14 protein-coding genes are annotated in these 17,581 nt (G+C 37.5%); 9 read left to right on the top strand and 5 right to left on the bottom strand.

Annotated features, from left to right (window positions below; translation table 11 throughout):
- The first annotated feature begins 209 nt into the window (after positions 1–209).
- The 3 genes from RAH34_RS12555 to RAH34_RS12545 are packed head-to-tail and all read left to right on the top strand — an operon-like array spanning position 210 to position 5,701.
- Positions 210–1,484: a TolC family protein gene (locus RAH34_RS12555; RefSeq protein ID WP_306596363.1), complete on the top strand. Its 1,275-nt coding sequence runs from the start codon at positions 210–212 to the stop codon at positions 1,482–1,484.
- 3 nt (positions 1,485–1,487) lie between these two features.
- Positions 1,488–2,603, top strand: coding sequence for an efflux RND transporter periplasmic adaptor subunit (locus RAH34_RS12550; RefSeq protein WP_306596362.1), 1,116 nt, complete (start codon positions 1,488–1,490; stop codon positions 2,601–2,603).
- On the top strand, positions 2,603–5,701 hold the full coding sequence (locus RAH34_RS12545) for an efflux RND transporter permease subunit (RefSeq protein WP_306596361.1): 3,099 nt from the start codon (positions 2,603–2,605) through the stop codon (positions 5,699–5,701). Before RAH34_RS12550 ends, RAH34_RS12545 begins: the two co-directional genes overlap by 1 nt.
- Before the next feature lie 59 nt (positions 5,702–5,760).
- Here the strand turns inward: RAH34_RS12545 and RAH34_RS12540 are convergent, their stop codons facing one another.
- Both RAH34_RS12540 and RAH34_RS12535 read right to left on the bottom strand, forming a co-directional pair.
- On the bottom strand, positions 5,761–6,516 hold the full coding sequence (locus RAH34_RS12540; protein ID WP_306596360.1) for a DUF5995 family protein: 756 nt from the start codon (positions 6,514–6,516) through the stop codon (positions 5,761–5,763).
- 205 nt (positions 6,517–6,721) lie between these two features.
- Positions 6,722–6,976, bottom strand: coding sequence for a hypothetical protein (locus RAH34_RS12535; protein ID WP_114819934.1), 255 nt, complete (start codon positions 6,974–6,976; stop codon positions 6,722–6,724).
- A gap of 317 nt (positions 6,977–7,293) precedes the next feature.
- Between RAH34_RS12535 and RAH34_RS12530 the strand changes: the two genes are divergently transcribed.
- A complete protein-coding gene (locus RAH34_RS12530; protein WP_306596359.1) occupies positions 7,294–8,694 on the top strand; it encodes an MAC/perforin domain-containing protein in 1,401 nt (466 codons plus the stop codon).
- Positions 8,695–8,838: 144 nt separating this feature from the next.
- On the opposite strand, the gene RAH34_RS12525 is transcribed toward RAH34_RS12530, so the two are convergent.
- From RAH34_RS12525 to RAH34_RS12515, 3 genes are all read right to left on the bottom strand, one after another.
- Entirely contained in the window at positions 8,839–9,309 is a 471-nt protein-coding gene (locus RAH34_RS12525; protein ID WP_306596358.1) for a YciI family protein, read from the bottom strand.
- Positions 9,310–9,436: 127 nt separating this feature from the next.
- Complete coding sequence (gene pncB / locus RAH34_RS12520) at positions 9,437–10,615, bottom strand: nicotinate phosphoribosyltransferase (RefSeq protein WP_306596357.1); 1,179 nt, start codon at positions 10,613–10,615, stop codon at positions 9,437–9,439.
- A gap of 95 nt (positions 10,616–10,710) precedes the next feature.
- The gene (locus tag RAH34_RS12515; protein ID WP_114819938.1) at positions 10,711–11,187 is read right to left on the bottom strand and encodes a Dps family protein; all 477 of its coding nucleotides are present in this window, start codon (positions 11,185–11,187) and stop codon (positions 10,711–10,713) included.
- Between the two features lie 442 nt (positions 11,188–11,629).
- Between RAH34_RS12515 and rpsL the strand changes: the two genes are divergently transcribed.
- From rpsL to RAH34_RS12490, 5 genes are all read left to right on the top strand, one after another.
- Positions 11,630–12,043 carry a 30S ribosomal protein S12 gene (gene rpsL / locus RAH34_RS12510; RefSeq protein WP_002983146.1) on the top strand — a complete coding sequence of 138 codons (414 nt, stop codon included), beginning with the start codon at positions 11,630–11,632 and terminating at the stop codon, positions 12,041–12,043.
- 23 nt (positions 12,044–12,066) lie between these two features.
- Positions 12,067–12,543, top strand: coding sequence for a 30S ribosomal protein S7 (gene rpsG / locus RAH34_RS12505; RefSeq protein WP_062673583.1), 477 nt, complete (start codon positions 12,067–12,069; stop codon positions 12,541–12,543).
- Between the two features lie 6 nt (positions 12,544–12,549).
- Positions 12,550–14,667 (top strand): elongation factor G, encoded by a 2,118-nt coding sequence (gene fusA / locus RAH34_RS12500; protein WP_114819939.1) that lies wholly within the window; start codon positions 12,550–12,552, stop codon positions 14,665–14,667.
- 16 nt (positions 14,668–14,683) lie between these two features.
- Complete coding sequence (rpsJ, locus tag RAH34_RS12495; RefSeq protein WP_002661363.1) at positions 14,684–14,989, top strand: 30S ribosomal protein S10; 306 nt, start codon at positions 14,684–14,686, stop codon at positions 14,987–14,989.
- 321 nt (positions 14,990–15,310) lie between these two features.
- The gene (locus RAH34_RS12490; RefSeq protein WP_114820019.1) at positions 15,311–17,566 is read left to right on the top strand and encodes a TonB-dependent siderophore receptor; all 2,256 of its coding nucleotides are present in this window, start codon (positions 15,311–15,313) and stop codon (positions 17,564–17,566) included.
- Positions 17,567–17,581 lie beyond the last annotated feature (15 nt).

The raw sequence follows: 17,581 nt of genomic DNA, 5'->3' as shown, positions 1-17,581 counted from the left end.
AAAATATTCAATCGGAGCGGGTTTTAACCCGCTTACAAAATACAATCAAAATCCTTCGGCTTTAGCCAAAACATACCAATTCAAACACAATTCCCAGGAATAAAAAAAGTTCTAATCAAACTCTAATGTTGAACTAACCGAATTTTAATTTTCTTTACAATTCCCTCTAATATTAGACAAATAGCTTTGTGGTCTTAAAATAAGAGACTTTGAAAAAGCTATTTTTTACACTATTTTATATTCATTGTTTCAGTTTCTTTTCCGCACAGATTTCAGATACCCTGAAAATTGGAAGGAAGGAAGCTGAAACTATTTTTCTGGCTAAAAACCTTGACCTGATTGCTCAGAAGCTGGAAATTTCACAAGCTGAAGCAAGGGCAGTACAGGCGAAATACTGGCCTAATCCTACATTAAGCATCAGTGAAGTCAATCTATGGAGAACTTATGACATAGAAGAGCAGCCTGCCCTTATCGGAAACTGGGGAAAGAATACCCAGATTTCTGCGGAAATAGAACAGGTAATTCAGACTGCGGGTAAAAGACGAAAAAATATTGAACTCCAGAAAATAGAAGTGGAAGGAGAGAAGTATGAACTGCAGGAAGTTCTGCGTGAACTTAAAAAGACCCTCAGAAATACCATTACTGAAATTCTTTATAATCAGGAACAGCAGAAAATTTATCTGGGACAGATTGCTTCCATTGAAAAATTAACAGAATCCTATAATAATCAATTAAACCTCGGGAATATCAGTAAAGCTGAATATGTCCGCTTAAAAGCCCAGGAGATTGAATTCAAAAAGAAACTGGTTTCATTGAAGCAGGAAATCGAAGAGCAGCAGGTAGAACTGAAAGCTTTATTAATGCTGCCTTCTCAAACACATCTGGAGATTTCAGATTCATTTGTCATGCCCGAAAAACAACTATCAGAACTGGAAGTGAACCAATGGATAGACAAGGCAAAAGAAAACCGCCCTGATATCATGATCTCGAAAAATAAAGAGAAACATGCTGCCAAAAACCTGGAAATTCAAAATGCAATGAAAACTCCTGACGTTGTGGTTTCCATAGGGTACGACCGCGGAGGAAATATTATGAAAGACTTTATAGGATTAGGAGTTTCTATGGATCTGCCCATTTTCGACCGTAACAAAGGAAATATCCAGGAAGCTAAGCTCGAAATTGAGAAAAGTAAACTGGAGACCCGCAAAAACATGCTGAAATCCGAGAACGAAATTGTCTCTGTTTTCAGAAATTATATCAGAACACAACAGGTTTCAGAAGAGATTGATGATGATTATGAATCTACACTGGACGGTCTGCTGGTAAGCCATGAGAAGAATTTCAGACTAAGAAATATCAGCATGCTGGAGTACATGGATTTTCTGGATACCTACATCGGAAATAAAATGATCATACTGGACACTAAAAAAGAATTGAATCAATACTACGAAAACCTGCAGTATGTTGTAGGACAAGATTTATAAGATATGAACAAAAATATTACTAAATACACTGCTGCAGCTTATCTGTCTGCCCTCATCATTTTTACAGGCTGTGCCGGAAAACAGGAAAATAAGGAAGCCGAAAAAGGCTACTGCATCAGCAAAGAACTCAAAAAAGATATTAAACTGGCCAAAGCAGAAATGCTTCCCATAGAAGAAAGTATCACCCTTACAGGAGAAGTGGAAAGCAATTCTGATAAAACAGTTCCTTTTGTAAGCCTTGTAGACGGAGTGGTGATAGATACTTACTTCTCACTGGGTGATTATGTGAAAAAAGGACAAACGCTGGCAAGTGTAAAAAGTACAGCTGTGAATGAAATGCAGGATGATACTCAAACTTTACAGGCTCAGCTGGCAGTGGCGAAAAGAAAGCTGTCTTCCGTAGAAGCCATGTATAAAGATGATATTGCCTCTCAGAAAGATTTGCAGGAAGCGCGTTCTGAAGTAGCCATACTGCAATCCAATATTTCCAAGACACAGAAAAATATGCAGCTGTATTCCGCAGGAGGAAATACCATTCAGATAAAAGCTCCGGCAGACGGATACGTTATTTCAAAAAATATTTCCAAAGGAATGCCTGTTACTGCAGGAGGAGATCAGCTGTTTACGATTTCCAATCTGGATAAAGTATGGGTAATGGCCAATGTGTATGCTACCAATATGAGACACGTGTATGTAGATCAGCCGGTAGTGGTGAAAACACTTGCTTATCCTGATGACAGCTTTTCAGGAAAAATCAATAATATTTCTCAGGTTTTTAATGAAAATGAAAGAGTACTGAAGGCTAAAATCATTATGGATAATAACGGAATGAAGCTAAGGCCGGGAATGTCTGCAGATGTTGTATTGCCAGTGAATTCACAAAATAAAAGCGCCCTGGCTATTCCTGCGAAATCTTTAATCTTTGATAACAACCAAGGCTATGTAGTGGTGTATAAAAAAGACTGTGAACTGGAGATCAGACCCGTAACAGAGATTGCTTCCAACAGCCAGTATATTTATGTAGAAGGCAATTTAAAACCAGGTGAAAATATCATTGCTTCCAACGGACTATTGATTTATGAAAACCTGAAAAACCAATTAAATAATTCCACGAAGTAATGCGAAAATTTGTACAGAATATAGTTTCCTTCTCGTTAAAAAACTCACTGATTGTTCTTTTGGGAACTTTTCTTTTGCTGGCCGGAGGAATCTATTCCTATATGCATACGCCCATTGAAGCATTTCCGGATGTTACCAATACAAGGGTAAGAGTGATTACCCAGTGGCCGGGAAGAAGTGCTGAAGAAATAGAAAAATTCGTCACTTTACCCATTTCCAAGGAAATGAATGCCATTCCGAATAAAACATCGGTGCGTTCCATTTCCTTATTTGGATTGTCTGTGGTGACGGTTATTTTTGATGATCATGTGAATGATTTTTATGCCCAGCAATATGCTTCCAATAAACTCGGAAATGTAGAACTTCCAGTCGGAGCAGAATATAGTATTGAGCCTCCTTCGGGAGCTACCGGTGAAATTTACAGATATATTATTAAAAGTAAACTTCCCATCAAAGAAGTAACCGCTATTCAGGATTGGGTAGTGGAAAGAGAATTGCTTGCCGTTCCCGGAGTGGCGGATGTGGTGAGCTTTGGTGGAGAAGAGAAGACCTATGAAATAAAAATTAATCCTACGGAATTACATAATTACGACCTTTCCCCCCTGGATGTGTATGAAGCGGTTTCGAAGAGTAATATCAATGTAGGAGGTGATGTAGTGGCAAAAGGTGATCAGGCTTATGTAGTGCGGGGGATCGGTCTTTTGGAGAAAAAAGAAGATATTGAGAATATTCAGATCGAGGTCAAAGGTTCTACGCCTATTCTGGTGAAACACGTAGCGGAAGTAAAAGTTTCTGCAAAACCTAGATTGGGGCAGGTAGGATACAACAAAGAAAATGATGTTGTAGAAGGAATTGTGATCATGCTTCGAGGTGAAAACCCTAGTGAAGTCATTGCAAGACTGAAAGACAGAATAGAAGAATTAAATGGTGGAGAGCTTCCCGGTGACGTTCAGATTGTTCCGATTATCGACCGTACAGAGCTTGTGAACACAACGGTTCATACCGTTTCCAAAAACCTTATTGAAGGAGTTATTCTGGTTTCCATCATTGTATTTATTTTCCTTTACAACTGGAGAACCACTTTTATTGTAGCATCAGTGATTCCTCTGGCTTTCCTGTTTGCTATTATTATGTTGAAAATTCAGGGTCTGCCGGCCAACCTGATTTCCATGGGAGCGCTGGACTTTGGATTGCTTCTGGAAGGAACACTGGTTATTGTCGAACACGTCTTTGTCGCCCTTGAACTTAAAGCAAAAAAGATTGGACTGCGGAGATTCAATAAAATTTCAAAACTGGGAATCATCAAGAAAAGCGCAGGAAGCGTAGCAAGCTATATTTTCTTTGCCCTGTTGATTCTGATTGTTGCCCTGATGCCGATTTTCTCTTTCCAGAAAGTAGAAGGTAAAATGTTCTCACCATTAGCTTTTACACTAGGGTATGCATTATTGGGTTCATTGATTTTAAGTTTGACTTACGTTCCGGCAATGTGTAAGCTGCTGTTGACTAAAAATATTGAAGAGAAAGAAAACTTTATTTCAAGATTCTTCAGAGTTAATATTTATAGGATCTATGAATTCAGTGACCGTCACAAAAAAGGATTCATCATTGGTTTCGTTGCCTTGCTTGTTGTTTGTGGATGTAGATTTTCCAATTACGGATCCGAATTCTTACCCAAACTGAATGAAGGTGCTATCTACGTAAGAGCCACTCTTCCCAACAGTGTCAACCTGGATGAATCTGTACGATTAACTAAAGAGATGAAGGAGATTCTCATGAAATACGACGAAGTGAAATTTGTGATGACCCAGACAGGCCGTCCCAATGACGGAACCGATCCCACCGGATTCTTTAATATCGAATTTAATATTCAGCTGAAACCGGAAAATGAATGGAAGAAAAAAATATCCAAAGAAGAGCTCCTTGAAGAAATGAGAGTTTCCCTTGAAAGATTTCCAGGTATCAATTTTGGATTCAGCCAGCCGATTCAGGATAATGTGGAAGAATATGTAGCAGGAGTAAAAGCTCCGCTGGTCATTAAAATTTTTGGGAATGATCTTTTCGAACTTGAAAATTATGCCAATAAAGTAGCCAACTCTATCAGAACCGTTCCGGGAATATCGGATGTGAATGTTTTTAAAAATATAGGACTTCCGGAGTTGAGAATACAGCTTCACGATTCCAAAATGGCAAAATATGGTGTTTCCACAGCAGATGCCCAGGCAGTCATCGAAATGACGATCGGAGGGCAGGCTGCCACCAAATTTTACGAAGAAGAAAGAATGTTTGACGTAATGCTTAGGTTCGAAAAAGATTACAGAGATACGCCGGAAAAGATGGGAAACATTCTCATTCCGACTCAGGATAATAAAAAGGTTCCATTGAAAGAAATTGCAACCATTGATTATCATACCGGTCCGTCATTTATTTACCGTGAAGGAAACAGCAGATATATCGGAGTTGGATTTAATATTGAAGGACGTGATTTAGGAAGCACCATCAAAGAAGCAAAAGCCAAGGTAGATAAGGAAGTAAAGCTTCCGAAGAACCATAAAATGACCTGGGCCGGAGAGTTTGAAAGTAAAGAAAGAGCCGCAAAACAACTGGCTATGGTGGTACCGATTTCTTTAGTTCTTATTCTGATGCTGTTGTATTTCAACTTCGGAAACATCAAAGACACGCTGATTTCTTCCATTACATTGGCATTTGCGTTTATCGGAGGATTCTTATCCCTTTGGTTTACGGGAACCATCTTTGGAATTTCAGCAGGAATTGGTTTCATTATCCTTTTCGGAGTGGCCACCATTGATGGTATCGTTCTGATCGGAGTGATGAAGGAAAATCTGCAAAACAGGATGTCACTTAAAGAATCCATAGCCCAGGGAGTGAAAAGCAGAATCCGTCCTGTGGTAATGATTGCCCTGATGGGATCCATGGGGCTTCTTCCGGCAGCCATGTCAAACGGAATGGGTTCGGAAATTCAGAAACCTTTAGCCATTATGATTGTTGGCGGGCTGATCGTCTGTATGCTGCTGTCATTTACAATACTACCTATCATTTTCCATTATGCTTACCGTAAAAAGCATAAGGAAGCAATATAGTTTTTTTCATTTTGTTCATTATGAGGCCGGGATCCGTGAGGAAGATCCCGGCCTTTTTGTTATGAGTTTTTTGTAGCTTCTAAAATCTCAATATTTTTTACCACATCATTACTTTCGCAATTTTTAAGTTCTTTTAAAAGAGCAGGAGTGAGTATTTTCGGATTCAGAATTTGGGTGGCAACTTTAGCGGCTGCGTAATCAACAATACCAATCACGGATTCTTTTAAAAAATTCGGTGTATTGGAGGCAATGACTGCCGTTGCCCAGGAAGTGTCTCTTGCCTTGGAGATGGCAAAATCAAGTACAGCATTATCTTTTCCGTTAGAAAGTTTGTCAACAAGATTTACAGGATAACAGATTTTGTTTAAAGAATCCTGTACGTTCTGATTAATGGAAGCAATGACATTATTAATGTTCTCAAAATCTTTTTTTAGAGGATTTATTTTCCTGTAAGGCATAATAGAAGCGGCAGCTACGCCCAGGTCAAGATTGATGTGTGCATTCATCCCAAGGAATATATGCTGTAATATCAAAAGATTCTTGTTTTTGGTGGCTTCAAAAGCGGTATACCAGGAATTGGTGCATCTTTCTCCTTTGCTATAGCTTTCCCATGCCTGAAGATATCTTTGTGCGAAAGCAATATCAAGCAATGTCATTCTGGGATTATCTTCAAATCTTTTCTGCTGAATTCCTTTCAGAACCTGTGCGGTCATGATTCGGTAAGTACAGGCAAAATATCCAGCGGGACTCTTGTTTTCCTTACACCAGATAATAATTTCATCCAGTTTTTTCAGAACTTCCTCAATGGTTTTCATGATGGTTTTGTTTACTTGAAGATACTAAAAAAGAGGCTGTCTCAAAATTGTCATTCTGAACGAAATGTAATGTAGTGAAGAATCTCATGTAGTTGTTTATCAATAAAATTGTTCCTTCGTCAGAAATCGAAGATTCGACGTAGTCAATGACAAAAGCCAATTGTTTGACTTTTGAGACAGCCTCTTTATGTATTGTTCATTCTGATTATGGGGTGATGGTTATCGGATCAGTGATGATAATCGGATCAGGAAAAGGTTCAAGAATAAGTGGCTTGCACATCGCTGCCGGTTGGCAGGTTCCTCCCATGCATATAAAGTTAGTCATTGTGGTAGTGCCGTCAGGACATCTGATCATGCCTTCGCCATGGCATCCTCCGGGACATTCTGCCGGATACAGGGTTCCTCCGAATACATCTTTCAGCTCCGTTCTCGAAAGTTTTGTAATGTTTAATTTTTTCATGAGTTCAATTTTTAATTATGGTATTGGTTTGTTGTAACCCGCTCACAATTAATAGAGTGAGGTGAGTTGTTAATAAGCTAAAATAATTAAATTAATTCATTGGCAAAAGAAATAAGGTTTAAATTTTAAATTTTTTATATGTGTAATCAGTTGAAATGAAATAGGTTGTGTTTTAAATGATATACTTATTTCTATGTAAAGAGATATAAGTTGTTGTAGTTTTCTATTGTTAATTGTTTATTAATTCCCTTATTCATGATTTATGTCATTCTGGTTTTGAATGCAAAGAATTAAGTTTGTGCACTTAAAATAAAAATATGAAAAAACTAAGTTTCTTTTTTACCAGTATTGTTTTGCTGTTTTTAACATCCTGCTCTACTGAAGAATTTGAAAATTCTAACCAAAATGAAAACTCAAAAAAAAGCTCAGGGAGAAATTTTGCTAAATTTGCTGGTGATGGCGCTTATGACATCTTAGGATACGGTTATAACGCAACAGGAGAATATGCAAATTCAAACTCCTCAGGATATCAGGTAATTGATCTTGAAAAGTTCAAAAATGAACAGGCAGGAAGATTGATTAGTGATAATGTATTTTCTCAGGAATATCTTGAAGAATATGGAGAAAATGCAGAAGCGTATTCAAAAATGGTTTCCACAAAGGTAGGAGCAACAGCAGGATTCTCTTTATTCAAAAAGCTTATTTCGGTTACTTTTAGCTCTTCAGTGAGTAACACGACAACCAATAAATTTGATGCTAAATATATTTATGGAAGCTATAATCTTTTAATTAAACAAAGAAGATTCAGATTTAATGCAACTCCTGTTTTATTATCAGATTATTTGACTCCGGAGTTTATGAGTGATCTACAGACCAATAGCCCTGCGCAGATTGTAAACGATTATGGAACCCATGTTGCCGTAGATATTTATACAGGTGCTAAGATGGATGTTATGTTTCAGTCTGAAACAACCAATCAAAGCCGTGAAAAAGCAGCCAGAGTGGGAGTTAAAGTAGGGGTGAAAAGTATTTTTGATGCCAATGTTGATAACGACATAGATACTTCAGAATCCAATAAAAACTTTTCCAGAAAATTATCCTTTAAAACCAGAGGAGGAGATCCATCGAAGAGTTTGGTAGGAGAATTGAACCTTGATCAGACGAATCCTAAAATTAATATTTCAAGCTGGCAGAACAGCTCAACACCCACTAATGCGGTATTGGTAGAATTTGGAAGCAATGGTTTGATCCCTCTTTATGAATTTATTAAAGATCCTGTGAAGCAAGCTCAACTGAAAGCTTATATCAATCAATATTTAATTGATAATCAGGTGAGGTTAGATTATACCAATACGGCTAATCTTGTGAATGGTAATTTTGTTAGAAATCCTGCGACCAACCAGATCTTTTTTATGTTTGAAAACAAATTGAGATATATTCAAAGTCCCATGACCCTTTACGGATTATTTAATATTACCAGTGGTGAAATCGCTACAGTGAGCCCAAGTAATTTGTCAACGGTGGAACGCGGAGCAGATTTAACTCCTGATAATGATCTTAAACAGGATAATTATACCAATAAGATCTATATGAGAGAAGGTAATACTTTAAGATATATTCCCAATATTGGTATTTATAATAAATATAGATTTAATAATAATGCAGTTAAAAAAATAAATGGTACCAATGGTTATACAATAGGTAGCGATATTTTTTAATTTAAAATTAGAACTGTAAAAAGAGACTGTCACCAAAGGCAGTCTCTTTTTATTTCTCAAATGTTTGCGGATAATTATTTGAATGCAGACGGAATATTTTATGTGTTTATTCCATGAAAGAAGTTAATTCTTTTCCTGCTTTATTTAAGGATTTTCTTTCGAGATTTCATCATGATGCTTAAGATACAATGGCAACGCTGCAGAACCGTACCAAGGGAAAATTTCATAGCTGAATACACCGGCCTGAACTGCAGGATCTGTTTTTACCCATTGTTCAGCTTCTTCTTTAGATTTGGTATTGAAAATAAACATACCGCGGTAGTTTTCCTTATTCTTTTCAAGGAAAGGGCCGGCAACAACAATTTTGCCTTCATTTGCCAGCTTGCCGATATTGGCCATGTGCCCTTTCATGAGTTCGCCCATTTTGGCTTTATCTTCAATTTTAGTAGTGCCTGATGTCAGCATAACAATCGTATAGGGTTTCATCCCATATTTGTCCGCTCCTAAAGAAGTTGCCAGTTCCTGGTTATATTTAGGCTTTTCTGCTTTCTTTTCCTGAGAAAAGGAAAATGCTGATAGGAGAAGACCTGCAAGTAGTAAAGTTCTTGATTTCATCTTGTTTTATTTTGATAAATATAATAAATCCTTACAGATTTCTGAAAACTGAATTTTTAAGTGGTGATATGAAACAAAAAAACCTCGATGATTTCGAGGTTTATATGTAATTGTTCTGATGAGGTCATTAATCTTTTATTCTTAAAAATTCTTTCGCCAGTTCGATCATCTTTGGATCACCGGTATATTTACCGTGCTCATCGGAAAGTTTTACTGTAGGAATCCACTCTTTATTGGGAGCCTGTACGCCAATAAGTTTCATGACGATATTCATGGGCTTTAATCCCACATCATTCGTAAGGTTGGTGCCGATTCCGAATGAGATACCAATTTTTCCTCTGCAATAATTAGTGATTTCCTCTACTTTTTCCAGATTTAAAGCATCCGAAAAAATAATATATTTAAACATAGGATTGATGCCATTTCTTTGATAGTGGGCAATGGTTTTATCTGCAAATTCCAGAGCATCACCACTATCATGACGAACGCCATCAAAAAGCTTAGCAAATTTTTTGTCAAACTGCTGGAAGAAAACATCGGTAGTATAAGTGTCAGACAAGGCTACTCCAAGATCACCTCTGTAAACATCTACCCAGTGTTCCAGTGCCAACTCATTGGCCATCTTGAATCCATATTCAGCTGCGTGGAACATAAACCATTCATGAGCATGCGTTCCGATGGGTTTTACTCCATATTTCATAGCAAAATGAACGTTGGAACTTCCGATAAAAGTAGAGTCTTTTTTCTGGGTTAAAGCTTCCATCACCAGATTTTGTACCTTATAAGAGTGTCTTCTTCTGGTTCCGAATTCTGCAAATGTTACTCCAAGTCTGCCCAATGAATCTGCTTTTTCTATCGTTTTACTCATTACCACCTCGTTGGAATCTCTTTCCATGTGGTTCATTTCGTAATGGAGTTCGCTGATGAGTGCCAGCAGTGGAACTTCCCAAAGAATGGTTCTGTACCAAAGCCCTTCCACAATGACGGAAAGGTCTCCTCCTTCCTGGTGGATTTTTACTTCAGACGGATCATAATGATAACCTTCCAAAAAATCAAGATAGGGAAGATCTATATAAGGACATATTCTTGCCATGAACTTTTTTTCATCTTTTGTAAGTTTAAGCTCGGCCATTTTATTGACCGCTTCTCTTAAAGCAGCGTCAAACCCTTCCGGAAAGTGGTGTTTTCCCCTGTTGATAAATTCGTATTTTACAATAGAACTCGGGAATAGTTTTACCACAGCATTCTGCATGGTTATTTTATAGAAATCATTATCAAGGATAGAGTTTAATCTGACGTCGTTCATAATATGTGTAATTTTAACGCAAATATAGAAATAAAAAATAAAATCGCCTAAATGTAAGGCGATTTTTTTGAAATATTTCCATGCTTTTGACGGAGTTATTTTCCAAGATAAGAATTGTACATCCAAACTTCTTTTTCCTGCTCGGTAATATAGTCGCTCATTTGCGAATTTGTACCTTCATCTCCCGCTTGATCTGTAATATCTAAAAGTTCTCTCTGCAGATCAATTACCACTTTGAATGAACTTAGAATCTGTTCCACACTTTTAGTGCCGTCAGTTACTTCTTTACTTTCTTTAATGGTTGCCACCTTTAGGTAATCTGAATAATTATGTGCAGGAGTAGCTCCTAACGTAAGGATTCTTTCTGCAATTTCGTCAATCTTTAATACAAGGCTGTTGTATAATTCTTCAAACTTTGGGTGAAGCGTGAAGAACTGATCACCTTTAATGTTCCAGTGAGAACCTCTTGTGTTCTGGTAGAATACAGAATAGTTGGCTAACAGTACATTTAATTTTTCTGAAATGTTCTTACAGTCGGCTTCTTTAAGACCGATAATACTCGCGTTTTTCATATGTATATATTTATTTTTAAAATGAGATACAATCATCACTTCAGTTCAGTAGAGTATGAAACTTTTTTATGATGACTGATGTGTTTATCATTTGTATATCCCAAATTTACGAAATATCGTGCCGAACTCGCTTGATTATTAATAGATCATAACTATTAGAAAGTTTCTAATTATAGTTTGGTTGTATCAGATAAAAACCACAAATCCCTTTATAATTGAAATTGTATTAAATAATAAATTTCATAATTATTTAATATTCATTTTTTAAGCGGTAAGCTCTATTTCTTTTTATCACTTTCCCTCATGTATATTATGGTTCTGCGATGATACTTATGAAAAGCGTTTGATTTGAGATGTAAGTATTTGATTTTAATTTTTATATAAGTGTTTGCAGATTAAAAAAATATTACTATTTTTGCACCCTAAAATAAAAAGCAATTAAATGCCTACTATTCAACAATTAGTAAGAAAAGGAAGAGCCACGCTTGCCAAGAAGAGCAAATCGGCTGCCCTTGATTCTTGTCCACAAAGACGTGGTGTATGTACGAGAGTATATACAACTACACCGAAGAAACCTAACTCTGCACTTAGAAAAGTAGCAAGGGTAAGACTTTCTAACGGTAAAGAAGTTAATGCCTATATCCCGGGCGAAGGACACAATCTTCAGGAGCACTCGATAGTATTGGTTAGAGGCGGAAGGGTGAAAGACCTACCGGGAGTACGTTACCACATCGTAAGAGGTGCATTAGACACCGCTGGTGTAAATGGAAGAACTCAGAGAAGATCTAAGTACGGAGCTAAGAGACCTAAACCAGGACAAGCAGCTGCTGCTCCTGCAAAAGGAAAGAAAAAATAATCATTAAATAAGGTACAAAAGCAATGAGAAAGACAAAAGCGAAAAAAAGACCGTTGTTACCAGATCCGAAATTTAATGATCAATTGGTAACGAGATTCGTAAACAACTTAATGCTTGACGGTAAGAAGTCAATCGCATTCAAAATTTTCTATGATGCATTGGATATCGTAGAAACTAAAAAAGGAGATAACGAAAAAACTGCACTTGAAATCTGGAAAGATGCACTTACAAATGTAATGCCTCACGTAGAAGTACGTTCTAGAAGAGTAGGTGGAGCTAACTTCCAAATCCCTATGCCAATCAGAGCTGATAGAAAAATTTCTATGGCAATGAAATGGTTAATCAAGTATTCTAAAGCTAGAAATGATAAGTCTATGGCTTTGAAATTAGCTAACGAAGTTGTAGCTGCTTCAAGAGAAGAAGGTGCTGCTTTCAAAAAGAAATCTGATACTCACAAAATGGCGGAAGCTAACAAGGCTTTCTCACACTTCAAATTCTAATCTGAAATGGGAAGAGATCTTAAATTTACAAGAAATATTGGTATCGCTGCTCACATTGATGCAGGTAAAACTACCACTACAGAAAGGATTTTATTCTATACAGGGGTAAACCACAAAATTGGAGAGGTTCACGATGGTGCTTCTACAATGGACTGGATGGAGCAGGAAGCAGAAAGAGGTATTACTATTACTTCTGCTGCAACTACTTGTTCTTGGAACTTTCCAACAGATCAAGGAAAACCTGTTGCTGATACTAAGCCTTACCACTTCAACATTATCGATACACCGGGACACGTTGACTTCACTGTAGAGGTAAACAGATCTTTAAGAGTATTAGATGGATTGGTATTCTTATTCTCTGCAGTAGATGGAGTAGAGCCTCAGTCTGAAACAAACTGGAGACTTGCTGACAACTACAAAGTTGCAAGAATGGGATTCGTAAACAAAATGGACAGACAAGGTGCTGACTTCCTTAACGTGGTAAACCAGGTTAAAGAAATGTTAGGATCTAACGCAGTTCCAATCGTTTTACCAATCGGTGCTGAAGAAGATTTCAAAGGAGTTGTTGACTTAATTAAAAACAGAGCGATCATCTGGGATGAAGCAGGACAAGGAGCTACTTTCGAAGTAGTGCCAATTCCTGAAGATATGAAAGATGAAGTTCTTGAATATAGAGAGAAACTAGTAGAAGCTGTTTCTGAATATGACGAAACTTTGATGGAGAAATTCTTCGAAGATCCGGATTCAATTACAGAAGAAGAAATCAATGCTGCATTGAGAGCTGCTACTATCGATTTATCTATTATCCCAATGACTTGTGGTTCTTCATTCAAGAATAAAGGAGTACAGTTTATGTTGGATGCGGTATGTAAATACCTTCCTTCTCCATTGGATAAAGATGATATCAAAGGTACTGATCCAAGAACAGACGCTGAGATCACAAGAAAGCCATCTGTAGATGAGCCTTTCTCTGCTCTAGCATTTAAGATTGCTACTGACCCGTTCGTGGGAAGATTAGCATTCTTCAGAGCATATTCTGGAAGACTGGATGCTGGTTCTTATATCTTGAACACTCGTTCAGGAGATAAAGAAAGAATCTCTAGAATCTATCAGATGCACGCTAACAAGCAAAATCCAGTAGAATATATTGAAGCTGGTGATATTGGTGCAGCGGTAGGATTCAAGTCTATCAAAACTGGTGATACGATGTGTGACGAGAAAAACCCGATCATTCTTGAATCTATGGTTTTCCCTGATCCGGTAATTGGTATCGCTGTTGAGCCTAAAACTAAAGCTGACCAGGATAAAATGGGTAACGCTTTAGCTAAATTGGCAGAAGAAGATCCTACGTTTACTGTTAGAACTGACGAAGCTTCTGGACAAACGATTATCTCTGGTATGGGTGAGCTTCACTTAGATATCATTGTTGACCGTATGAAGAGAGAGTTCAAAGTTGAAGTAAACCAGGGACAACCTCAGGTAGAGTACAAAGAAAACTTAACAAAAGTTGCTCAACACAGAGAAGTTTACAAAAAACAATCTGGTGGTAAAGGTAAATTTGCTGACATTGTATTTGAACTAGGACCTGCAGACGAAGGTAAAGTTGGTTTAGAATTCATCAATGAGATCAAAGGTGGTAACGTTCCTAGAGAATTTGTTCCTGCAATTGAAAAAGGATTTAAAGCTGCAATGAAGAACGGTCCTTTGGCTGGTTTCGAAGTTGAAGGTATTAAAGTTACTCTTAAAGATGGATCTTTCCACGCGGTGGATTCTGATGCTCTTTCATTTGAAATGGCTGCTAAATTAGGATTTAAAGAAGCGGGACGTGCTGCTAAGCCAGTAATCATGGAGCCTATTATGAAACTGGAAGTTGTAACTCCGGAAGAATATATGGGTAACATCATTGGTGACCTTAACAAGAGAAGAGGTACTATCAGTGGTCAGGAAGAGAAAAATGGAGCTGTTGTAATCAAAGGTTCTGTTCCACTTTCTGAAATGTTTGGATATGTAACTACTCTAAGAACACTTTCATCAGGAAGAGCTACTTCTTCTATGGAATTAGAGAAGTACCAGGCTACTCCACAAAACGTTGCTGAAGAAATCATAGCTAAAGCAAAAGGTTAATTTTTAAATTAAAGAAATGTCACAAAGAATCAGAATAAAACTAAAATCTTACGATTACAACTTGGTAGACAAGTCTGCTGAGAAAATCGTAAAAACGGTAAAGGCTACTGGTGCTGTTGTAAACGGTCCAATTCCATTACCAACGAACAAGAGAATCTTCACAGTGTTGAGATCTCCGCACGTAAACAAGAAAGCAAGAGAGCAGTTCCAATTATCAGCTCACAAGAGACTAATGGATATCTACTCTTCTTCTTCTAAGACTGTTGATGCTCTAATGAAATTAGAACTTCCTTCAGGTGTAGACGTTGAAATTAAAGTGTGATAAATGCATACTTTGCAATGATTATACAATCCGTTCCTTTTAAGGGACGGATTTTTTTATGCACCAAATCTAACACACCAACACAAGAGTGATGGTGTGTATATCACTAAACCGGCTTTTTTTTGCATTGTAATTTCTGTAATCATAAAAGGCCTCGAATCAATAGCCTTTAATGATGCTACGGATCTGTTTGGAGATTGTAATGGGCTGTAGGATATGATTAATGATCTGATATTACTGGTTGTTTCCAGGGTGACATATGTCACACTTATTAATTTATTTAGAATTAATAAAAATAATAATTTTGCTAAAAATTATCAGATGAATAAAGTAGTATCCTTTTCTCTGCTATTATTGGGTGGGGTTCTTGCCAATGCGCAGAAAGTAAATGATTCAGTAAAACACAAGAAAATTGAAGAAGTAGAACTGTTTGGTGAGAAAAAGAAACAACCGCAAGGTCTTGATGCCATTACAAGATTGCCTTTGAAAACCAGAGATCAGATTCAGAGTATTTCAATAATCTCCCATAAAGCCATTGAGGAATTAGGAGCACTTACAGTCACTGATGTTGCCAAAAACGTTCCTGGGGTAACTTTGTTTTCAAGCTACGGCGGAGGAAACGAAAGTATGTCCATCCGGGGATATCGTGGAGTTCCGGTATTAAAAAACGGGGTTCAGCTGGATTCAGATTTCCGTACTGCAGGGATGATTACAGATATGCAGGGCGTAGAAAGTATTCAGGTGATTAAAGGATCTGCTGCAATTGGTCAGGGAATCGGAAATGGTTTGGGATCTGCAGGAGGAGTTATCAATGTTGTAACAAAAAGACCTCAGTTTGTTGATCAGACGAATGTAGGATTCCGTTACGGAAGCTGGGATTTTTACAGACCTACAGTAGATTTCCAGAGAGTATTGGATTCTCAGGGAAAAGTAGCCGTAAGATTCAACGGAGCGTACCAGAATAATAATTCATTCAGAAGCCATGTGCAGGGCGAAAGAATTTATGTAAACCCATCTGTAGCTTTCCGTCCGGATGATAAAACATTAATCAATGTGGAAATGGATTATCTTCATGATAAAAGAACACCGGACAGAGGAACCATCAACCTTGCTCCTGGAACTGTTGAAGCATTATATCACATGCCAAAAGGAAAATTTCTAGGATATACATCTGATTATTCAAAAACAGAAACTTTCAACTTTGCTACGACAATCGTTCGTAACCTTACCGATAAATTAAAAGTAAGAGCAGCTTTCGTTAATTCCGTAAGCAATACGGATTCTGAAGCTTCTTCAGTTTCATTACCGGCTGGTGAAACAAACTATAATATCAGACAGCGTACCATAGGAAAATCACAAGGAGAAGATATCAATAAAGTACTACAGCTGGACTTCATCGGAGAGCAGATAAAGACAGGATTTATCAACCATACCTTCCAGGTCGGTTTCGATTGGAGAGAAACAGAAACTTCATCCACAACTTACGAAGCTTATAAAAATTCAATTGCACCCGGGAATTTAATTACGGCACGTGCTACAAAAATTGGTAATACAACTTACACTGCCAATCCACTGGATATTTTTGATGTAGTGAACGGGAGTATTCCCAATCAACTTCCTGTAAACGTTATTTATAAAAACCTGGGAAGGTCAAACGCTGTTTTAACTCCAAGTATCGGGGCTATGGCTCAGGATGTCATGACGATCGGGAAATATGTAAAAGCCCATTTAGGACTTCGTTACAGCAGATTAAATGGCTCAGCCAATGAATCTGTAGATACGTGGAATCCTAATTTCGGATTGATCGTTTCTCCACTTCCAAATGTGAATGTATTTGGATCATATACAACAACAACTTCTTTAAGATCTTCTAACAACTTCCTGTTAGACGGGGGAAGAGTAGGACCGTCCATGACTAAACAGTGGGAAGCAGGAATTAAATCAGATTGGTTCAATGAGCGCTTAAGATTTAACGTTACTGTATTTGATATTAAAACAGACCACCTTTCATTCACTATTCTTGACGAAAATTATAACCCTGTTGTGATCGACAAACAAACAATGTATGGTCTTGCAGGAAATCTTAGAAGAAAAGGAGTTGAAGTAGAATTGATCGGAAGAATTCTACCCAACCTTCAGGTAATGTCAGGATGGGCTTATCTCGATGCGCAATATCAGGACAGCCCTGCTTACATGAACGGATCTGCACCTATGAATGCACCTAAACATACTGCAAACGGATGGTTGAATTATAAATTCAATAAAGGTACTTTATCAGGACTTGATGTAGGTGCAGGAATTTATTATGTTGGAAAAAGACCGGTTGATGAATGGACTCAGAAAACATTTACAGCGGGCCACCTGAACAGTGTGAAGCCTGGAGATAAACCTTTCGATATGCCGGAATATACAACAGTAGATGCTCAGGTCGGTTATTCTCTGAAAAATGGAATGGGATTAAGAGTATTCTTCAATAATATTTTTGACAGCGTAGGATACAGTTCTTATTTCAGAGGAGGATACATTGATCAGATTCAGCCAAGAAACTTTGCCGTGCAAGTAAATTACAAATTCTAACCCCAAAAAAATAGT

The organism is Chryseobacterium sp. WLY505 (assembly GCF_030846215.1).
In the GTDB taxonomy this organism is placed as follows: Bacteria; Bacteroidota; Bacteroidia; order Flavobacteriales; family Weeksellaceae; genus Chryseobacterium.
The sequence above is the reverse complement of the archived record's forward strand: the minus strand, read 5'-3'. Positions and strand labels throughout refer to the sequence as shown.

Bases quoted from the DNA above. Each gene is read 5' to 3' on its own strand.
- RAH34_RS12550 (WP_306596362.1), top strand. From the start codon at position 1,488: ATGAACAAAAATATTACTAAATACACTGCTGCAGCTTATCTGTCTGCC.
- RAH34_RS12545 (WP_306596361.1), top strand. From the start codon at position 2,603: ATGCGAAAATTTGTACAGAATATAGTTTCCTTCTCGTTAAAAAACTCA.
- RAH34_RS12540 (WP_306596360.1), bottom strand. From the start codon at position 6,516: ATGAAAACCATTGAGGAAGTTCTGAAAAAACTGGATGAAATTATTATC.
- RAH34_RS12535 (WP_114819934.1), bottom strand. From the start codon at position 6,976: ATGAAAAAATTAAACATTACAAAACTTTCGAGAACGGAGCTGAAAGAT.
- RAH34_RS12530 (WP_306596359.1), top strand. From the start codon at position 7,294: ATGAAAAAACTAAGTTTCTTTTTTACCAGTATTGTTTTGCTGTTTTTA.
- RAH34_RS12525 (WP_306596358.1), bottom strand. From the start codon at position 9,309: ATGAAATCAAGAACTTTACTACTTGCAGGTCTTCTCCTATCAGCATTT.
- pncB (WP_306596357.1), bottom strand. From the start codon at position 10,615: ATGAACGACGTCAGATTAAACTCTATCCTTGATAATGATTTCTATAAA.
- RAH34_RS12515 (WP_114819938.1), bottom strand. From the start codon at position 11,187: ATGAAAAACGCGAGTATTATCGGTCTTAAAGAAGCCGACTGTAAGAAC.
- rpsL (WP_002983146.1), top strand. From the start codon at position 11,630: ATGCCTACTATTCAACAATTAGTAAGAAAAGGAAGAGCCACGCTTGCC.
- rpsG (WP_062673583.1), top strand. From the start codon at position 12,067: ATGAGAAAGACAAAAGCGAAAAAAAGACCGTTGTTACCAGATCCGAAA.
- fusA (WP_114819939.1), top strand. From the start codon at position 12,550: ATGGGAAGAGATCTTAAATTTACAAGAAATATTGGTATCGCTGCTCAC.
- rpsJ (WP_002661363.1), top strand. From the start codon at position 14,684: ATGTCACAAAGAATCAGAATAAAACTAAAATCTTACGATTACAACTTG.
- RAH34_RS12490 (WP_114820019.1), top strand. From the start codon at position 15,311: ATGAATAAAGTAGTATCCTTTTCTCTGCTATTATTGGGTGGGGTTCTT.